The 16,239-nt window shown below is 58.8% G+C and carries 15 protein-coding genes; 13 read left to right on the plus strand and 2 right to left on the minus strand.

What is annotated here, in order from left to right:
* On the minus strand, positions 1-533 hold a 533-nt coding region (locus ABFT80_RS08180), incomplete at its 3' end, for a TRAP transporter substrate-binding protein (RefSeq protein WP_347971400.1).
* A gap of 305 nt (positions 534-838) precedes the next feature.
* On the opposite strand from ABFT80_RS08180, the gene ABFT80_RS08185 reads away from it, so the two are divergent.
* The 13 genes from ABFT80_RS08185 (at position 839) to ABFT80_RS08245 (ending at position 15,446) form a co-directional block, all read left to right on the plus strand.
* Positions 839-1,693: a transketolase gene (locus ABFT80_RS08185; protein WP_347971401.1), complete on the plus strand. Its 855-nt coding sequence runs from the start codon at positions 839-841 to the stop codon at positions 1,691-1,693.
* 13 nt (positions 1,694-1,706) lie between these two features.
* Positions 1,707-2,753 carry a transketolase family protein gene (locus tag ABFT80_RS08190; RefSeq protein WP_347971402.1) on the plus strand — a complete coding sequence of 349 codons (1,047 nt, stop codon included), beginning with the start codon at positions 1,707-1,709 and terminating at the stop codon, positions 2,751-2,753.
* Between the two features lie 67 nt (positions 2,754-2,820).
* Complete coding sequence (locus ABFT80_RS08195; protein WP_347971403.1) at positions 2,821-3,579, plus strand: SDR family NAD(P)-dependent oxidoreductase; 759 nt, start codon at positions 2,821-2,823, stop codon at positions 3,577-3,579.
* A gap of 53 nt (positions 3,580-3,632) precedes the next feature.
* Complete coding sequence (locus tag ABFT80_RS08200) at positions 3,633-4,454, plus strand: sugar phosphate isomerase/epimerase family protein (RefSeq protein WP_347971404.1); 822 nt, start codon at positions 3,633-3,635, stop codon at positions 4,452-4,454.
* A 75-nt stretch (positions 4,455-4,529) separates the two neighbouring features.
* Positions 4,530-6,299: a dihydroxyacetone kinase subunit DhaL gene (gene dhaL / locus ABFT80_RS08205; RefSeq protein ID WP_347971405.1), complete on the plus strand. Its 1,770-nt coding sequence runs from the start codon at positions 4,530-4,532 to the stop codon at positions 6,297-6,299.
* A 199-nt stretch (positions 6,300-6,498) separates the two neighbouring features.
* Positions 6,499-7,206 carry a FadR/GntR family transcriptional regulator gene (locus ABFT80_RS08210; protein ID WP_455189914.1) on the plus strand — a complete coding sequence of 236 codons (708 nt, stop codon included), beginning with the start codon at positions 6,499-6,501 and terminating at the stop codon, positions 7,204-7,206.
* Positions 7,207-7,268: 62 nt separating this feature from the next.
* Positions 7,269-8,171 (plus strand): 5-dehydro-4-deoxyglucarate dehydratase, encoded by a 903-nt coding sequence (gene kdgD / locus ABFT80_RS08215; RefSeq protein ID WP_347971407.1) that lies wholly within the window; start codon positions 7,269-7,271, stop codon positions 8,169-8,171.
* A 93-nt stretch (positions 8,172-8,264) separates the two neighbouring features.
* Positions 8,265-9,773, plus strand: a complete 1,509-nt coding sequence (locus ABFT80_RS08220; protein WP_347971408.1) for an ABC transporter substrate-binding protein — start codon at positions 8,265-8,267, stop codon at positions 9,771-9,773.
* A 76-nt stretch (positions 9,774-9,849) separates the two neighbouring features.
* A complete protein-coding gene (locus ABFT80_RS08225; RefSeq protein WP_347971409.1) occupies positions 9,850-10,764 on the plus strand; it encodes an ABC transporter permease in 915 nt (304 codons plus the stop codon).
* A 4-nt stretch (positions 10,765-10,768) separates the two neighbouring features.
* A complete protein-coding gene (locus tag ABFT80_RS08230; RefSeq protein ID WP_455189903.1) occupies positions 10,769-11,692 on the plus strand; it encodes an ABC transporter permease in 924 nt (307 codons plus the stop codon).
* A complete protein-coding gene (locus ABFT80_RS08235; RefSeq protein ID WP_347971411.1) occupies positions 11,689-13,353 on the plus strand; it encodes an ABC transporter ATP-binding protein in 1,665 nt (554 codons plus the stop codon). Before ABFT80_RS08230 ends, ABFT80_RS08235 begins: the two co-directional genes overlap by 4 nt.
* A 3-nt stretch (positions 13,354-13,356) precedes the next feature.
* The gene (locus tag ABFT80_RS08240; protein WP_347971412.1) at positions 13,357-14,436 is read left to right on the plus strand and encodes an Ldh family oxidoreductase; all 1,080 of its coding nucleotides are present in this window, start codon (positions 13,357-13,359) and stop codon (positions 14,434-14,436) included.
* Positions 14,433-15,446 carry a 2-hydroxyacid dehydrogenase gene (locus ABFT80_RS08245; protein WP_347971413.1) on the plus strand — a complete coding sequence of 338 codons (1,014 nt, stop codon included), beginning with the start codon at positions 14,433-14,435 and terminating at the stop codon, positions 15,444-15,446. Before ABFT80_RS08240 ends, ABFT80_RS08245 begins: the two co-directional genes overlap by 4 nt.
* A 13-nt stretch (positions 15,447-15,459) precedes the next feature.
* Here ABFT80_RS08245 and ABFT80_RS08250 read toward each other — a convergent pair whose 3' ends face one another.
* Positions 15,460-16,143, minus strand: a complete 684-nt coding sequence (locus tag ABFT80_RS08250; RefSeq protein ID WP_347971414.1) for a hypothetical protein — start codon at positions 16,141-16,143, stop codon at positions 15,460-15,462.
* Between the last annotated feature and the right edge of the window lie 96 nt (positions 16,144-16,239).

Here is a 16,239-nt window from a genome sequence, read left to right on the forward strand (position 1 = left end):
TCGAAGATGTCGATGGTCATCGGGTCCGGCGGTGTGCGGATCTTCATGCCAGCAAGATCGCCAGGAACCACAATCGGCTTCTTCGAGTTCGACGTCTCGCGAATGCCGTTGTTCCACCAGGAAAGGACGATGAGGCCCTGTGCTTCCGCTGCGACGGCGATCTTGTCGCCAGCCGGACCGTCCATAACGGCTTCAGCCTGCTTTAGATCCTGAAAGAGGAACGGAAGCCCGAGCAGACTGATTTCCGGGACCACCGAAGATGTGGTGCCCTGCGAATTCGCAGAGAAAGCGATGGTGCCGAGCCGCATGTTGGTGATGGTTTCGGCATCGTCGCCAAACTGCGCGCTGCCGCCGACATCGACCTTGAGGCGGCCATCGGATTTCTGTGCGACAAGCTCCGCGAATTTCAGCGATGCCACGTCTTTGGGGTTTCCGGTAGCCGCATTATGCGAAAGCTGAAAGGTCTGTGCACTGACCGGACTGGCGCAAAGCGACAACAGCGCGGCAGCGGCCAGCAAATGACGAAATTTCATTGGGTTCCTCCCTGAGAGCGTAAATTCAATTCCGGTTTACGGGAAATCGTCTGCTGCTGTGCCAAACCGGATCGATTGTCCGGTGTTTTTCGAGATGGCGATAAATGGCCGATCCCAAAGCGATGCACTGCATGCAGGTGAGCGTCCTCCCCGACCTCCTCGATTTGACCCTCGCTGATCTGGGTCGGGGCGTCATCTAAGTTTTACTTAACAACTCGTTCGATTTTCTTAATTGCCGTCAGCCTACGACCAAGTCCAGTAGTTGCGGTGTTGGCATTTTGTGTCGATACCGGAAGGGAGGAGCCATGACCATTCAGAGTCAGGCAGTTCATCTGTCAAACACGAGTCTTTTACGCCGAGCCTGGGAAATCCGGCGCAAGGCGGTACGAATGGGCGAGGTGCAGGGGCAGGGCTATGTGGGCCAGGCGCTCGGCATCGCCGATGTCCTTGCCGTGTCTTATTTCCATGCGCTTGGATATCGACCGGAAGAACCGGAATGGGAAGGTCGCGACCGCTTCCTGCTGTCGATCGGCCATTACGCCATCGCGCTCTACTCCGCTTTGATCGAGGCGGGCATCCTGCCGGAACAGGAGCTCGAAACCTATGGTACGGACGATAGCCGTCTGCCGATGTCCGGCATGGCAGCTTATACGCCGGGCATGGAGATCACCGGCGGCTCGCTCGGTCAGGGTCTCGGCATCGGCGTCGGCATGGCGCTCGGCCTCAAAGCCAAGCAGAACCCGGCATTCGTCTACAATCTGATGTCTGACGGCGAACTTGGCGAGGGGTCGACGTGGGAAGCGGCGATGTCGGCGGCCCACCACAAGCTCGACAATCTGATCTGTATCGTTGATTTCAACGACCAGCAGGCGGACGGAAAATCGACCGAAATGCTTTGCTCCGAGCCGCTCGGCGACAAGTGGGCGTCCTTCGGATGGCACACCCAGCGCGTCGATGGCAACGACATTTCCGCGCTCGTCGCCGCGTTCGATGCGGCCCGCAATCTCGCCGAACCCAAGCCGCGCGTCATTATCTGCGACACAGTCATGTGCAAGGGCGTGCCCTTCCTTGAAGAGCGCGAGATCACGCATTTCGTGCGGGTTGAGGCCGATGAATGGCAGAAGGCACTCGCCGTGCTCGACGCAAACCGGCCAGAATGAGGGAGGAACAGAGATGAGCGTCAAGCGCAATTACGATCCGCACCGCAAGTGGGAACCGCGCACGCCGCCAAAACCGGGCGAAGGCGGACGCACCTCGGCGATGATCGCCTCGCTGGCCGCGGAAGGCTATGAGACAGTTTCCGCGCCGTTCGGTCATGCGTTGGTGGCGGAGGCCAAGAAGAACGACCGCATCGTCGGCCTCACTGCCGACCTCGCGAAATACACGGATTTGCATATTTTCGCAGAAGCGTTTCCGGAGCGCTTCTACCAGATGGGCATGGCGGAGCAGGTCATGATCTCTGCGGCTGCCGGCATGGCGCGTGAAGGCTTCATTCCCTTTGCGACCACCTATGCCGTCTTCGCCTCGCGCCGCGCCTATGACTTTATCGCCATGGCGATCGCGGAAGAGTATCTGCCGGTCAAAATCGTCTGCGCGCTTCCCGGCCTGAGCACCGGTTATGGCCCGAGCCATCAGGCGACGGAGGATCTTGCGATCTTCCGCGGCCTGCCGAACATGACAATCGTCGATCCGTGCGACGCGATCGACGTGATGGAGGCCGTGCCTGCCATTACGGCTCATGACGGTCCGGTTTACATGCGCCTGCCGCGCGGCAAAGTGGCGTCCGTCATCCGTAAGCATTGCCCGGACTACAAGTTCGAGCTTGGCAAAGCCAAGCTGGTGCGCGAAGGCACGGATGCGCTCGTCATTGCCTCGGGTTTCATGACCATGCGTGCGCTCGACGCCGCGGTCGAGCTGGAAGCGCAGGGCATTTCGGTCGCAGTGCTTCATTGCCCGACGATCAAGCCGCTCGATACGGAAACGATTCTCGCAGAAGCGGGCAAGGGCGGACGCCTCGTCGTTACCGCCGAAAACCACACCAAGGTTGGTGGCCTCGGCGAAGCCGTCGCGTCCACCTTGCTGACAAATGGTGTGACGCCTTCCTTCCGGATGATAGGTCTTCCGGATCAGTTCCTCGACGCCGGTGCTCTGCCGTCGCTGCATGACCGCTACGGCATTTCGACGACCGCCATCATAAATCAGGTTCGCGGCTGGCTCTGAAAGCCGGTTCCAGCAGACAAACGACCCGCGACACGCTTCCGGGTTTGAAAATCAAGGGAGAATATTTATGGCTACAGCTCTTCTTCAGGGCAAGTTCGCAGTCGTCACTGGCGCCGCTTCCAAGCGCGGTCTCGGCAAGGCAACGGCGAAGCTTTTTGCCGAGCACGGTGCAACCGTGGCGATTCTCGATCTCGACGAGTCAGCCGCCAAGGAGGCAGCCGCAGATCTCGGTGCGCAGCATATCGGTCTTGCCTGCAACGTCACCGACCTCGAAGGTGTGCAGAAGGCGGTGGATGCCTTGATCGCGCAATGGGGTCAGATCGACATCCTGGTCAACAATGCGGGGATCACACAGCCGCTGAAGATCATGGACATCGCTCCGAAGAACTACGAAGCGGTGCTCGACGTGAACCTGCGCGGCACGCTTTATTGCAGTCAGGCCGTCATTCCGCATATGCGCTCGCGCAAGCAGGGCAAAATCGTCAACCTCTCGTCGGTTTCGGCTCAAAGAGGCGGCGGCATTTTTGGCGGACCGCATTATTCCGCGGCCAAGGCTGGCGTGCTCGGACTGACCAAGGCGATGGCGCGCGAATTGGCACCGGACAATGTGCGCGTCAATGCGATCTGCCCCGGCTTCATCGCGACCGACATCACGGCCGGGCTGCTGACGCCTGAAAAACTCGCGGAAATCAATGCGGGAATCCCGATGGGCCGTCCCGGTACTGCCGATGATGTGGCCGGGTGCGCGCTGTTTCTTGCCTCCGACCTGTCGGCCTATGTGACCGGTTCCGAAGTGGATGTGAATGGCGGTTCTCTGATCCACTAATGCGAAATGGCTCCATCCCCCTGTGGGGTGGAGCCTGAACTGGGGAGGAGCACATGAAAATCGGATTGGGAAGCTATGCCTTCCGCTGGTCGATCGGCATCAAGGATTTGCAGCCTGCACAGCCGATGACGGCTATGGAGGTTCTGGAGGCAGCTCATGCTCATGGCTTGAAGCTTGTCCAATATGCCGACAATCTTCCGCTAGACCGATTGAGCCCGGACGAGCATATCGCGCTGAAGCAGCGTGCCGACAGCTACGGCATGGCGCTTGAACTCGGCACGCAGTCTTTCGATGCGGATGAGCTTGCGCGCTACATCCCGATTGGAGAGCGGATTGGCGCCAAAATCCTGCGTGTCGCGCTCGATGCGGAGGATGCGGTGATCCCGGTATCCGAACTTGCTGCGCAAATTCGCGAGCTTCTGCCTGATGGAAAAAGGGCTGGGCTGCGCTTCGCTATCGAGAACCATTTCAACTACCCATCGCCTCGCATGGTGGAGTTGCTCGACGCAGTGGACGATGAGGCGCTTGGGGTCTGTCTCGATGTGGCAAATTCCATATGCGCCGGTGAATGGCCGATGACTACGGTGCGCATGCTGGCTCCTTATACGATCAATTTGCACCTCAAGGATTACCAGATCACGCCCGATCCTTATGGTGTCGGGTTCCGAATTCACGGCACGCCGTTGGGCGAGGGAAGAGCAGAGATCGAAGAAATCCTCGCCTGCCTCTCGCATTGCCCCGACGATATGAGCGTCATTCTGGAGCATTGGTTACCTCAGTCGGATGACATCGAGGCAAGCTGCCGGATGGAACACGAATGGTTGAGCCGCACCGTCGCGGCAGCGAAACGGCTGGTTCCCAACGCCGCTGTGTGAGGCGTTTCCGCCGCAACCTTCTTCCACAACAAAAGTCGTTCGCAGCAATGCTGCCCATGAAGATTGGACGAGGCCATGACCGCCAGAACCAAGAAACTCATCAACGCGCCCGAAAATATCATTCCCGAGTTCATCGAAGGGTTCGTTGCGGCCTATTCTGACATTCTGACCGTTGAAGGACCGACCGGCCGCGCCGTGGTTGCGCGTCACGGGCCGCGTGACGGAAAGGTCGGTGTCGTCATAGGCGGCGGTTCAGGTCATGAGCCAGCTTTTGCCGGTTATGTCGGACGCGGGCTTGCCGATGCGGCTGCGGTCGGAAACATATTCGCGTCTCCTTCTCCTGAGCAGATCCTTGATGCGGGACGTGCCGCCGATGGCGGTGCCGGCGTCGTTTTCCTATATGGGAACTACACGGGCGATGTCCTGAACTTCACCATGGCTGCCGAGGAGCTTGAGGCAGAGGGCACGTCTGTTCTGAGTGTTGCTGTGACTGATGATATCGCGTCGGCGCCGTTCGAGCGCTGCGGGGAGCGCCGTGGCGTTGCCGGTGATTTTTTCGTCTTCAAATGCGCCGGGGCCGCGGCCGATCTTGGCGAGCCGCTGGAACGCGTCGAGGCGTTGGCGCGCCTGGCAAACGACAATTGCCGTTCGATGGGTGTCGCACTGGGCGCATGTTCGCTGCCGCAGACGGGTACACCGAATTTCGAAATCGGCGCCGAAGACATGGAAATCGGCATGGGTCTTCACGGTGAGCCCGGTATGCGCCGCGAGAAGCTGGCGAAAGCTGACACCGTTACCGATATGCTTATGGATCCGATCCTGAATGAATTGGCATTAGTCCGCGGCGATCGTGTTGCGGTGCTGGTCAACGGTCTTGGTGCGACAACGCAGCTCGAACTGTTCCTGGTGTTTCGAAGAGTTCAGCAAATCCTCGACGAGCGCGGCATCCCCATTCACGCAAACTGGGTCGGTGAATATGCAACGTCTCTAGAGATGGCTGGCGCGTCGGTGACGGTGCTGAAGCTGGACGATACTTTGACGGCGTTGCTCGATCATCCCTGCAGCACACCGGCGCTGACCGTTGGTGCGCCGTCCGCGCCGCTCGCGGATGCGCGCCGCAGTCCCCGGCAGGTTCGCGCGGTCAAGGAATCTGTGACGGTGGATAGGGCGTCACTGGACTCGACGGGCCGGGTCACGCCGGACATCTTCGTTTCGATGATGAGGGCGACCGCCTTTGCAATCCACACCGAAAAGGATTGGCTTTCGCAGCTCGACGGTGTGATCGGTGACGGCGACCATGGCGTCACCATGGACATCGGCTGGACGGCGGTGGGACCTGTTCTGAACGCACGTCCGGACGATGAATTGATCGCGCAGACCTGTGAGAATATCGCACAGGCTTTCCTCACTGCCGTTGGCGCTTCGTCTGGTCCGCTCTACGCCGGAGCTTTCCGCGGTGCGGCAGCTTTTGTCGCAGACCGCCTCAATCTTGACGGTGCTGCACTGGCGGCATGGGTAAAAGGCATAAACGACGGCATTGTTGCGCGCGGTGGTGCGCAGCCGGGCGACAAGACGATGATAGATGCCTGGATGCCTGCCGCAGAGGCAGCGGTCAAAGCTGCGGAAGATGGCGGCGATGAACTTGCGGTACTTAATGCGGCGCGCGATGCGGCGAAGGCCGGGATGGAACACACCGCCCGGATAGAGAGCAGGCGAGGGCGCTCGGCCAAACTCGGTCTGCGTTCGATAGGGCACATCGATCCCGGAGCCGCATCGGCCTATGTGACACTTCGCGCGATGGCTGCGAGTCTGCACGATGAACTTGAGAGACCTGAAACGCACTAGGTCAGTGCTTCATCCCGGTTCTTGTGTGAGGACGGCATCTTTCCACCGTTCGCCTATTCGTGTCGTGCAATCGAACACATAATATGAATTTTGACGAATATTCGGTTTCAACATATCAATTCGATGATTAGGGTATCTCCGGTGAGTTGGAGGTATCAACGATATGAGCGAGCCCGTCGCGATACGAAAAACGTTTTCCATGCGTGTCGCAGATGAATTGCGCACGCGCATAGAGGCAGGCGAATACGCTCCCGGCGATAAGATACCCACGGAGCCTTTACTCGTTGAAAAATTCGGGTTCAGCCGGACCGTGATCCGCGAGGCCATCGCGGCTTTGCGTGCCGACGGGCTTCTGGAATCGCGACAGGGTGCGGGGGTCTTCGTGCGCGCGCCCAGTCAGGTATCGCAAAGCTTTCAGCTCTTCACGCATGCGACTGACAAAATCTCCGACATCATTGAAGAGCTGGAGTTGCGCATCGGCGTCGAAGTCGAAGCAGCAGGCTTGGCCGCGGCGCGCAGCTCGCCGGCACAAGAGGCCGAAATTCAGGCTGAAATCGAGAATTTCGCGGCACTCATGAAGGAAGGCAAGCCAACTGACGATGCCGACTTCCGGTTTCACATGGCGATCGCCGCTGCCACCAACAACATACGCTTCAGGACATTCCTCGAGCATATGGGACGCCGCATCATTCCGCGGGTGAAGTTCCGCACTGCCATGGGCGGTGTTGATCCTCTTCCGAACCGGGACAACATCATTTTGCTTGAACACACCGCCATCGGCGAAGCGATTTTTGCGCGCGACCCGGAATTGGCGCGCAACGCCATGCGCCATCACCTTCTCACCGGCATCAAGCGCTACCGGTCGCTGCCGACGAAACAATCGACGGGCGGGACGAAAGAGCGTTGACTCTCTTCACAAAGTCATATTATGAATTTTACACAATACATAATATGACTTAGGGAGTGAGAATGTCACCGGAGGAAATCAAGGCGCAACTGTCCAGCGGGCTTCTGTCGTTCCCAGTTACGCATTTCAATGATGATTTGAGCCTCAATCTCGATAGCTATAAATCGCATGTCGAGTGGTTGTCCGGCTTCGATGCCGCCGCTTTGTTCGCCGCAGGCGGCACAGGGGAGTTCTTCTCGCTGGCGCCGGACGAGGTTGCCGAAGTCACCCGCGCCGCGAAAGACGTCTCAGGTGATGTTCCGATTATCGCTGGATGCGGCTACGGCGGCGCTTTGGCAAAGGACATTGCGCGCAAGGCCGAAAAGGCGGGCGCGGATGGGTTGCTGCTGCTGCCTCATTATCTGATGCATGTGCCGCAGGAAGGGCTTTACCAGCATATCAAGGCCGTATGCGACGCGACCGGGCTTGGCGTCATCGTCTACAATCGTGACAATGCGGTTTCGAGCGTCGATACAATGGCGCGGCTGGCGGATGCGTGTCCGAACCTGATCGGCTTCAAGGACGGAACGGGGCAGATGGGTCTTGTCCGGCATATCACCGCAAAGCTTGGTGATCGTCTCTGCTACATCGGCGGCATGCCAACCCATGAGCTCTTTGCCGAAGGCTACAACGCCCTTGGCGTCACGACTTACTCGTCGGCTGTGTTCAATTTCATACCGGCTCTTGCGCAGCGCTTTTACAAGGCGATGCGCGGCGATGATCGCGCAACCATGACCGCAATCCTTGAGGAGTTCTTCTTTCCGTTCGCCGCTATCCGTGACCGGGAGGCCGGTTATCCGGTGTCGATCATCAAGGCTGGTGTTGAACTCATCGGCCGGACGCCCGGCGCTGTCCGTCCGCCGCTGACGAACCTCAAGCCGGAGGAGAAGACGATGCTGGCTGCGCTTATCGAGCGCGCTGCCTGATATTCGCGTCCCTCGGGAGGAGGTGCGCGCGATACGGTGAAGGGTTCTGTAAATCCGCTCGCCGCAAATTCGTACATCAATGGGAGGAACAGTATGAAACGCATCAGCCTATTTGCATTGTCGACGATTTTTCTGGCGTCGGTTGCGCCTGCAGCGTTCGCGCAGGCCAGCGGACATGAAATCAAGATCGTGCTGCCTGAGCAGCCAGCCAATCTGGAACCCTGTGGCACGATCATCACAACGGTCGGCCAGATTCTCAACCAGAACGTCACTGAGCCGCTGACCGTAATCGACGCAAAGACCGGGCAACCGATGCCCAAGCTGGCTACCGAATGGACGCAGACCGACGACAAGACATGGCGGATCAAGCTGCGTCCCGGCGTCAAATTTCACGATGGAAAGGATATGAACGCGGAAGCGGTCGCATTCTCCATCGAACGGATGACCGGCGGCGCGATCACATGCAACAACATCGCCAAGTTCGGCGATGCCAAGCTGACAGTGACCCCCGTAGACGATTTGACCGTAGACATCGCGTCGGACAAGCCGGAGCCGATCCTGCCGACATTGCTGAGTGTCGTGATGATTGTCTCGCCAGACACGCCGGCCGACAAGCCGGTCAACGATCCGATCGGCACTGGACCTTTCAAGCTCACCACCTTCGATCCGCAGGCAGTGGTTCTGGATCAATTCGACGGCTATTGGGGCGATGATCCGGAAATTTCGAAAGCGACCTATGTCTGGCGTTCGGAGTCCTCCATCCGGGCAGCGATGGTCGAGACGGGCGAGGCGGACCTGACGCCGTCGATCGCCCTCCAGGATGTAACCAACGAGGAGACCGACTTCGCGTATCTCAACTCCGAAACGACGGCAGTTCGCATCGATACGACAAAGGCGCCGCTTGACGATGTGCGTATACGCAAAGCGCTGAATCTCGCGATCGACTGGGACGGAATGAAAACTCTATTCGGTGACGACGTTGAGCGCGCCGCCCAAATGGTCGTCAGTGGCGTCAACGGCCACGATGATGCCTTGGAACCATGGGCCTACGACCCGGAACAGGCCGCGGCATTGGTTGCCGAGGCAAAGAGCGCAGGGGTTCCAGTCGATACAGAGGTCAGGCTGATTGGCCGCAATGGCATCTATCCGAACGGCACCGAAGCTATGGAAGCCATGATGACGATGTGGCAGGCGGCTGGCCTCAACGTAAAGCTGACCATGCTCGATGTCGCAGACTGGGTGCGCTATCTGCAAAAGCCGTTCCCGGAGGAACGCGGCCCTAACATGGTGCAGATGATGCACGACAACAACAAGGGTGATGCCGCATTCACCGTGCCGATATTCTACCGCTCGTCCGGCCAGTATTCGACCATGGCGGATGCGAAGATCGACGGTGAAATCGATGCCGCTCTTGCTGCCGTGGGTGAAGAGCGGACGAAGGAGTTCAAGGCGATCTTCAATCAGATGCACAATGATGTCGTTGCCGACATCCCGATGTTCCACATGATCGGCTACACCCGCGTCGGCAAGCGTCTGGACTGGCAGCCCGACATCACAACCAACAGCGAAATACCGCTGGCGAATATCCGCCTGAAGAAATGAACGACTTGGCGCGCGGGCGAATGCCGCCCGCGCGTTTCCATCTGTCGCCGTCGATCGAGATCGAAGGGTCATCTTCATGCTGAGTTATATCGGGCGACGTGCGTCGCACAGTATTATCGCCGTCATCGGACTGCTGGCTCTGGTGTTTTTCCTCACCAGGCTGACAGGCGATCCGTCCTATCTGTTCCTGCCGCCCGACTCGACGCAGGAGGCCCGCGCTGCTTTCTCCAAGCTGCATGGTTTCGATCAGCCTATCTATTGGCAGTTCCTCGACTATCTGCGCAATCTTCTCAGCCTCGATTTCGGCCAGTCCATCCGCCAGAACCGCTCGGCTATGGCTGTTGCGCTGGAGGCTTTCCCGCAAACGCTCAAGCTCGCCTTCGTGGCAATGAGCCTGTCGTTCGTCCTTGCTCTGGTAATCGGCTGCGTCGCTGCCGCACGGCCCGGCGGTCTGTTCGACCGGATCGCCAGTCAGGTCTCGCTTGCCGGTGCCAGCGCGCCTGATTTCTGGATCGCGATCGTCTGCATCCTGATTTTCGCCGTTGGCCTCGACCTGCTGCCGACATCCGGGACCGGAGGCATCCTTTACTGGATCATGCCGGTCTTCGTCTTGATGCTGCGCCCGTTCGGGCTGCTGGTGCAGGTGGTGCGCGGAACGATGCTCAGCGCCTTGTCTTCGCCCTACATAAAAACCGCACGCGCCAAGGGGCTGAAGCGGCACAAAATCGTCTTCAGCCATGCGCTTCGCAATTCGCTGCTTCCGGTCGTCACCGTTGCCGGAGACCTGGCAACGGGGCTGGTGAATGGTGCTGTCGTGGTCGAAACCATCTTCGGCTGGCCGGGCATCGGCAAGTTGATGATCGACGCCATCGTTCAGCGCGACTTTGCCGTCGTTCAATCGACCATTCTGGTCACGGCCATCGCGATTTTCATCATGAATATCGTAATCGACCTCCTCTACGCGGTTCTCGATCCGCGCATCAGGTACTGACCCTATGACGGCAATTCCCACAGAAACCGGCATGGACGCACCGCGCGGCCGGCTGCGCACGCTGTTCGCCTATCTCACCCGTGACAAGCTCGCATTCGCCGCTACGATCTATCTTGTCATACTGCTGTTCGCCGTGATCTTCGGGCCGTTGCTGATCGGCGACGCCGCACTGCGCCTTGGATTGCGGCAGCGCAATCTGGCACCCTTTCAGTTCCAGCACGACTGGATCTATTTCCTTGGCGCGGACACGCTTGGACGTTCAATCCTGGCGCGGCTGATCGTCGGCGCGCAGAACACACTCGGCATCGCCGCCGCCGCTGTCTTCTGCTCGATGCTTGTTGGCGGCGTGCTTGGTTTGATCGCCGGTTATTCGGAGCGCTGGTACAGCCAGGTGATCCTTCGCATGGCCGATATCATCATGAGCTTCCCGTCGCTGCTGCTGGCGTTGATCGTGCTCTACACGCTGGGTCCGAGTGTCACCAACGTAATCATCGTACTGGCAATAACCCGCATTCCGATCTACCTGCGCACGACGCGGGCCGAAGTGTTGGAACTGCGAGAGCGCATGTTCGTCAGCGCGGCGATATCGATGGGCGCCAAGCCTCTGCGGATCGTGTTGCGCCACATCGCTCCGCTGGTTTTGCCGACACTGATCACCATTGGCGCCATTGATTTTGCAACCGTCATTCTGGCAGAATCGTCGCTGAGTTTCCTCGGGCTCGGAATTCAACCGCCAGCCTTCACCTGGGGTGCTATGGTTGCCAATGGTCGCGGCTATCTCGCCAGTGCATGGTGGATCGCCTTTTGGCCCGGCCTTGCGATCATGCTTACCACGCTCTCCCTCAATATCCTTTCCAGTTGGGCGCGCACGATTGCCGATCCGCAGCAACGCTGGCGTCTTCAGAAACTGAGAAAGGCGCCGCGATGAAACAGGCTCCTATCCTGAATGTCGAAGACCTGACGATCGACTTCCTTTCCGATGACGCCCCTCTGCGTGCTGTCGATCGTGTCTCCTTCCGGGTGGATCGCGGTGAAACGCTGGTTATTCTTGGCGAAAGCGGTTCGGGCAAAAGCGTGAGCACGAGCGCGGTCATGAATCTCATCGACCGGCCACCAGCCGACCTCGTGGCAGGCCGGATCGTCTTCGAGGGCACGGAGATAGAGAGTCTGGACGCCGAAAGCCGTCGTGACATCAACGGCCGCAGGATGGCGATGATCTTTCAGGATCCGCTTGCGTCGCTCAACCCTGTGTTCACGGTCGGCCGCCAGATTTGCGAAGTGTTCGAAAGTCACGATGTAGTGTCGGGCAAGGCAGCGCGCGAACGTACGATCGAACTGCTGCACCGGGTCGGCATCCCCGAGCCGGAAACCCGGATCGACCAGTATCCGCATCAATTCTCCGGCGGCCAGCGGCAACGCGTGATGATCGCGATGGCGATCGCGTTGAAGCCGGACCTGCTGATTGCGGATGAACCGACCACGGCGCTCGATGTCAGCGTGCAGGCGCAGATTTTGGACCTGCTCCGCGATCTTCAGCGCGAAACCGGCATGGCATTGATCCTGATCACCCATGATCTGGAGGTGGCGGCATCTATGGCCGACCGCGTGATGGTGATGAATGGAGGCAGGGTCGTCGAGGAAGGCATTGCGCGTGATGTTTTCACCCGGCCCCAGCACGCCTACACGCGCAAGCTTCTGGCCGCTCTCCCGCATGCCGACGCCGCCGAAAGCTCAAATCGCAGATCTACCGGGACCAGTGATGAGGTGCTGATGCGAGTCGCGGGATTGACCAAGGAATACCGGCTTTCCCGCGGGATTTTCGGCTCCGGCAAAGCATTTCGTGCTGTCGATGATGTCAGCTTCGAAGTAATGCGGGGCGAGACTTTGGGGATCGTCGGAGAGTCCGGTTCAGGCAAATCCAGTGTCGCTCGGATGCTGATGCGTCTCAACGAGCCGACCGCAGGCAACGCGCTGTACCGCGGCGCCGACATATTCACCATGGATGAGCGTGCATTGCTCGGTTATCGCCGCAGGGTGCAGATGGTGTTTCAGGACCCTTATGGCTCGATGAACCCGCGAATGGATATCCGGTCGATCATTTCCGAACCGTGGGCGATTCATGGCGATATTCTGCCGAAACCGCGCTGGCGCGAGCGGGTAGGCGAGTTGCTCGATCTTGTCGGGCTGAAGCCTGAGCACTCCGAACGCTATCCGCATCAATTTTCCGGCGGCCAACGCCAGCGGATCGCCATTGCGCGCGCTCTGGCCAGCGATCCGGAGCTGATCGTCTGTGACGAGGCGGTATCCGCCCTCGACGTCTCGATACAGGCCCAGATTATCGATCTTCTGGCAGAGCTTAGATCACGTCTTGGACTTTCCTACATTTTCATCACCCACGACCTACCTATCGTGCGGCATTTTGCAGATCGCATACTGGTCATGAAACAGGGGGCAGTGGTGGAAGCAGGCCCGACTTCTGCGATCTTCAATGAACCACGCCACGACTATACACGCAGCCTTCTCAGCGCTACGCCGAAGCCGAAATGGCTCAAAATGGATGTGAGCCTTGGCGAACGAGTGGAAAACTAGAGAATGCGCAATCATCAACTTTATCTTCACGCCGATCTCATTGATTTTGCTTTCAAATGCCTGACGGCGGCGGGGCTGAAATCCGAAATGGCGTCCGTGGTGGCGCGTCGCATCTTGGATGCCGATCTTTCGGGCCATGATACGCATGGACTGGCTCTGCTGCCGCGCTATCTGACGGAACTCGAAGAAGGCAAGACTGCAAAGGATGGCACCATCGAAACCGTCTCGTCACGCGGCGCGTGCCTGACCTGGGACGCTGGTATGCTTCCGGGGCATTGGGTTCTCGAACGGGCGTTTGAAACGGCAATCGGACTTGTGCCGGAGCATGGTCTGGTCAGCATCGCGGTTCGACGCAGCCAGCATGTGGGCGCCTTGCAGGTCTATCTCAACATGGCGACCGACCGGGGTTACATGTGCCTGTTGTGGGTTACGGATTCGAAAGTTCGTTCGGTGGCGCCTCCCGGCGGTCTGGATGCCGTACTGACCAGTGAACCAATTGCCGCCGGCATACCGACGCGCGGCGTCCCGATCCTTGTCGATACGACCACGTCCCTCACCAGTAACAATTATGTCAAACAGGTGCAGATGCGCGGCGAGCGTCTGCCATGGCCGGCGCTCCTGTCTGCCGAAGGCAAGGCGAGCGACGATCCTGCCGTCCTTTCCGGCGAGCACCCCGGAACGATTCTGCCGCTTGGCGGCATCACGCACGGCCACAAGGGATATGCCATTGCGATGATCGTAAGCGCCCTGTCGCTTGGCCTTCCCGGACTTGGCCGTGTTTCCGGTGAAAAAGCGCAAGGTTTTTTCCTGCAAATCATAGATCCTGATGCTTTTGGCGGCCGGGATGTTTTTCTGGACGAAGCGGACTGGATGGCGAATGCGACCCGCGCCGCACGGCCGATCGATCCCGCCCGGCCGGTCAGGGTGCCGGGCGATGGAGCGAGGGCGCGAACTGCCAGCCAGATGGCACAAGGGGTTGCAGTCAGCGACGAGATACGCAAGGCGACGAAACCGTGGGCGGCGCGCTACGGCATCACTTTCCCCAACGAAATCGAGCGGGAAGTAGAGGCCGCACAGGAATGATCAATATCGTGTTCCACGGACAGAATGCGGCGACATATCACGATGATTTTCGCGCTGTTTTGATGTCGCCAGCCAATATTTCCATACTGCCCGCCGAGCTTTCCGATGCCGCCGATATTTCCGCCTTCCAGAAGGCTGACGTCATTATCGGCAATCGCTTCGCCGCTACAATGCCTCATCCAGCCAATGTCAAACTCTATCATGTGGCAGCGGCGGGTTATGACGGTGTCGATTTCTCGGCCTTGCCGGATAGTATCATCGCCTGCAATTGCTTTGGCCATGAGCAGGCAATCGCGGAATACGTCATGGCTGCAATACTCGCCAGCCGAGTACCGCTGGCGCAAGCGGATACGGCATTGCGAAAAGGCGAATGGCCATTCCGTTCCGGCTCAGCTTCGGCGGCCCATCGCGAGATCGGCGGCTCGACGCTTGGCTTGCTCGGATACGGCCATATCGGCAAGGCGATTGCCCATCGCGCAAAGGCGTTCGGAATGCGGATCCACGCTGCAAACCGCAGCCCGGTAGCCCCATCGCACCAGGTCGATGCCTATTTCGGTTTCGAGAATCTCGATGCTTTTTACCGATCCGCAGATTTCATCGTCGTGTCTCTGCCTTTACTTGCGGAAACTAAAGGTTTCGTCGGTGCAGATGCTTTTGCCGCCATGCGCCCGGATGCGACGATCCTCAATGTCGGGCGCGGCCCGGTTATCGATGAAAAAGCCCTGTACGACGCGCTTGCTTCGCGCCGGATAGGCGGCGCCGTTATAGACACCTGGTATCAATATCCGGCAAAGGAGGGCGATACAGCGGCCCCCTCGTCATTGCCGTTTCACAAGCTCGACAATATCGTCATGACGCCGCACATGTCCGGCTGGACGGACGGCACTATCCGCAGGCGCGGTACGGAAATCGCCGCGAATGTGGATGCCTTCTTCGGCGGCGGGCGCTGCACCAATGTCATCCGCGGGTCGCAAGACGCGCCAAAACAAGCGGCAGCCGGGCTGGGCTGAGAGTGTCCCGCGGCTATTGCCTTGGCGAGCGCCTGTTGGAAGAATAGGAGAAAGCCGCGATTGCGAGAAACACCGGGATGCCCAGCTCAAGGACCTCTTCCGGGACAGTTGTGAGCAGATCGAGACTGGAGGAACCAGCATAGCCAAACGCCGCGAGCTTGTTCACCGCTCCGTCGAGGGTTTTCGATAGAACGACGCTCATTGCCGCTGCAAAAATGGCGACCGCTGTCGCATCGAGGCTACGCAGGCCGCGGATAAACGCTTTGCCGTGACGATGGATCATCAAGACGAAGGCCACGCCAAGCACAACGAATACAGAGACGCCGAACAGCTTCTCGATGAGCGGTACGTCGCCCGATAGATAGAATTTTATCTTGGTTATGCTCATCGTTGTGAAATGAGCGTGAAAATCCATCTCACGAAAGCACATCGCAATCGGTATCAGAACGAAATACCAGCGTTCCCGCAATTGCTCGTAAGTGAATTCGTGAATGAGTGTCGCGGCAACGACCAGATAGCCAGCGGCAGAGAAAACCTGAATAGGGCCGCCTTCGCTGAGATAGAATGCCCGCATCCCGTTGCTGAGAAAAAAGGGCAGGATCACCAGAAGAATGAGCACCAGCAGCGCAATGCCAATTCGCGGGAACGGATTGATGCGACTATCCTCTCGTGAGGCAGATACACAAACTTGCGACATGCGCGCTCTTTCCGCATCAAAGTGTCGGCTACCGTATAGGACGCGACTGTGGTTGGTATTATCTACTTCAAAAGGCCTAGCATTACTACGCCAAGA

The organism is Foliimonas ilicis, from assembly GCF_039939195.1.
GTDB lineage: Bacteria > Pseudomonadota > Alphaproteobacteria > Rhizobiales > Rhizobiaceae > Foliimonas > Foliimonas ilicis.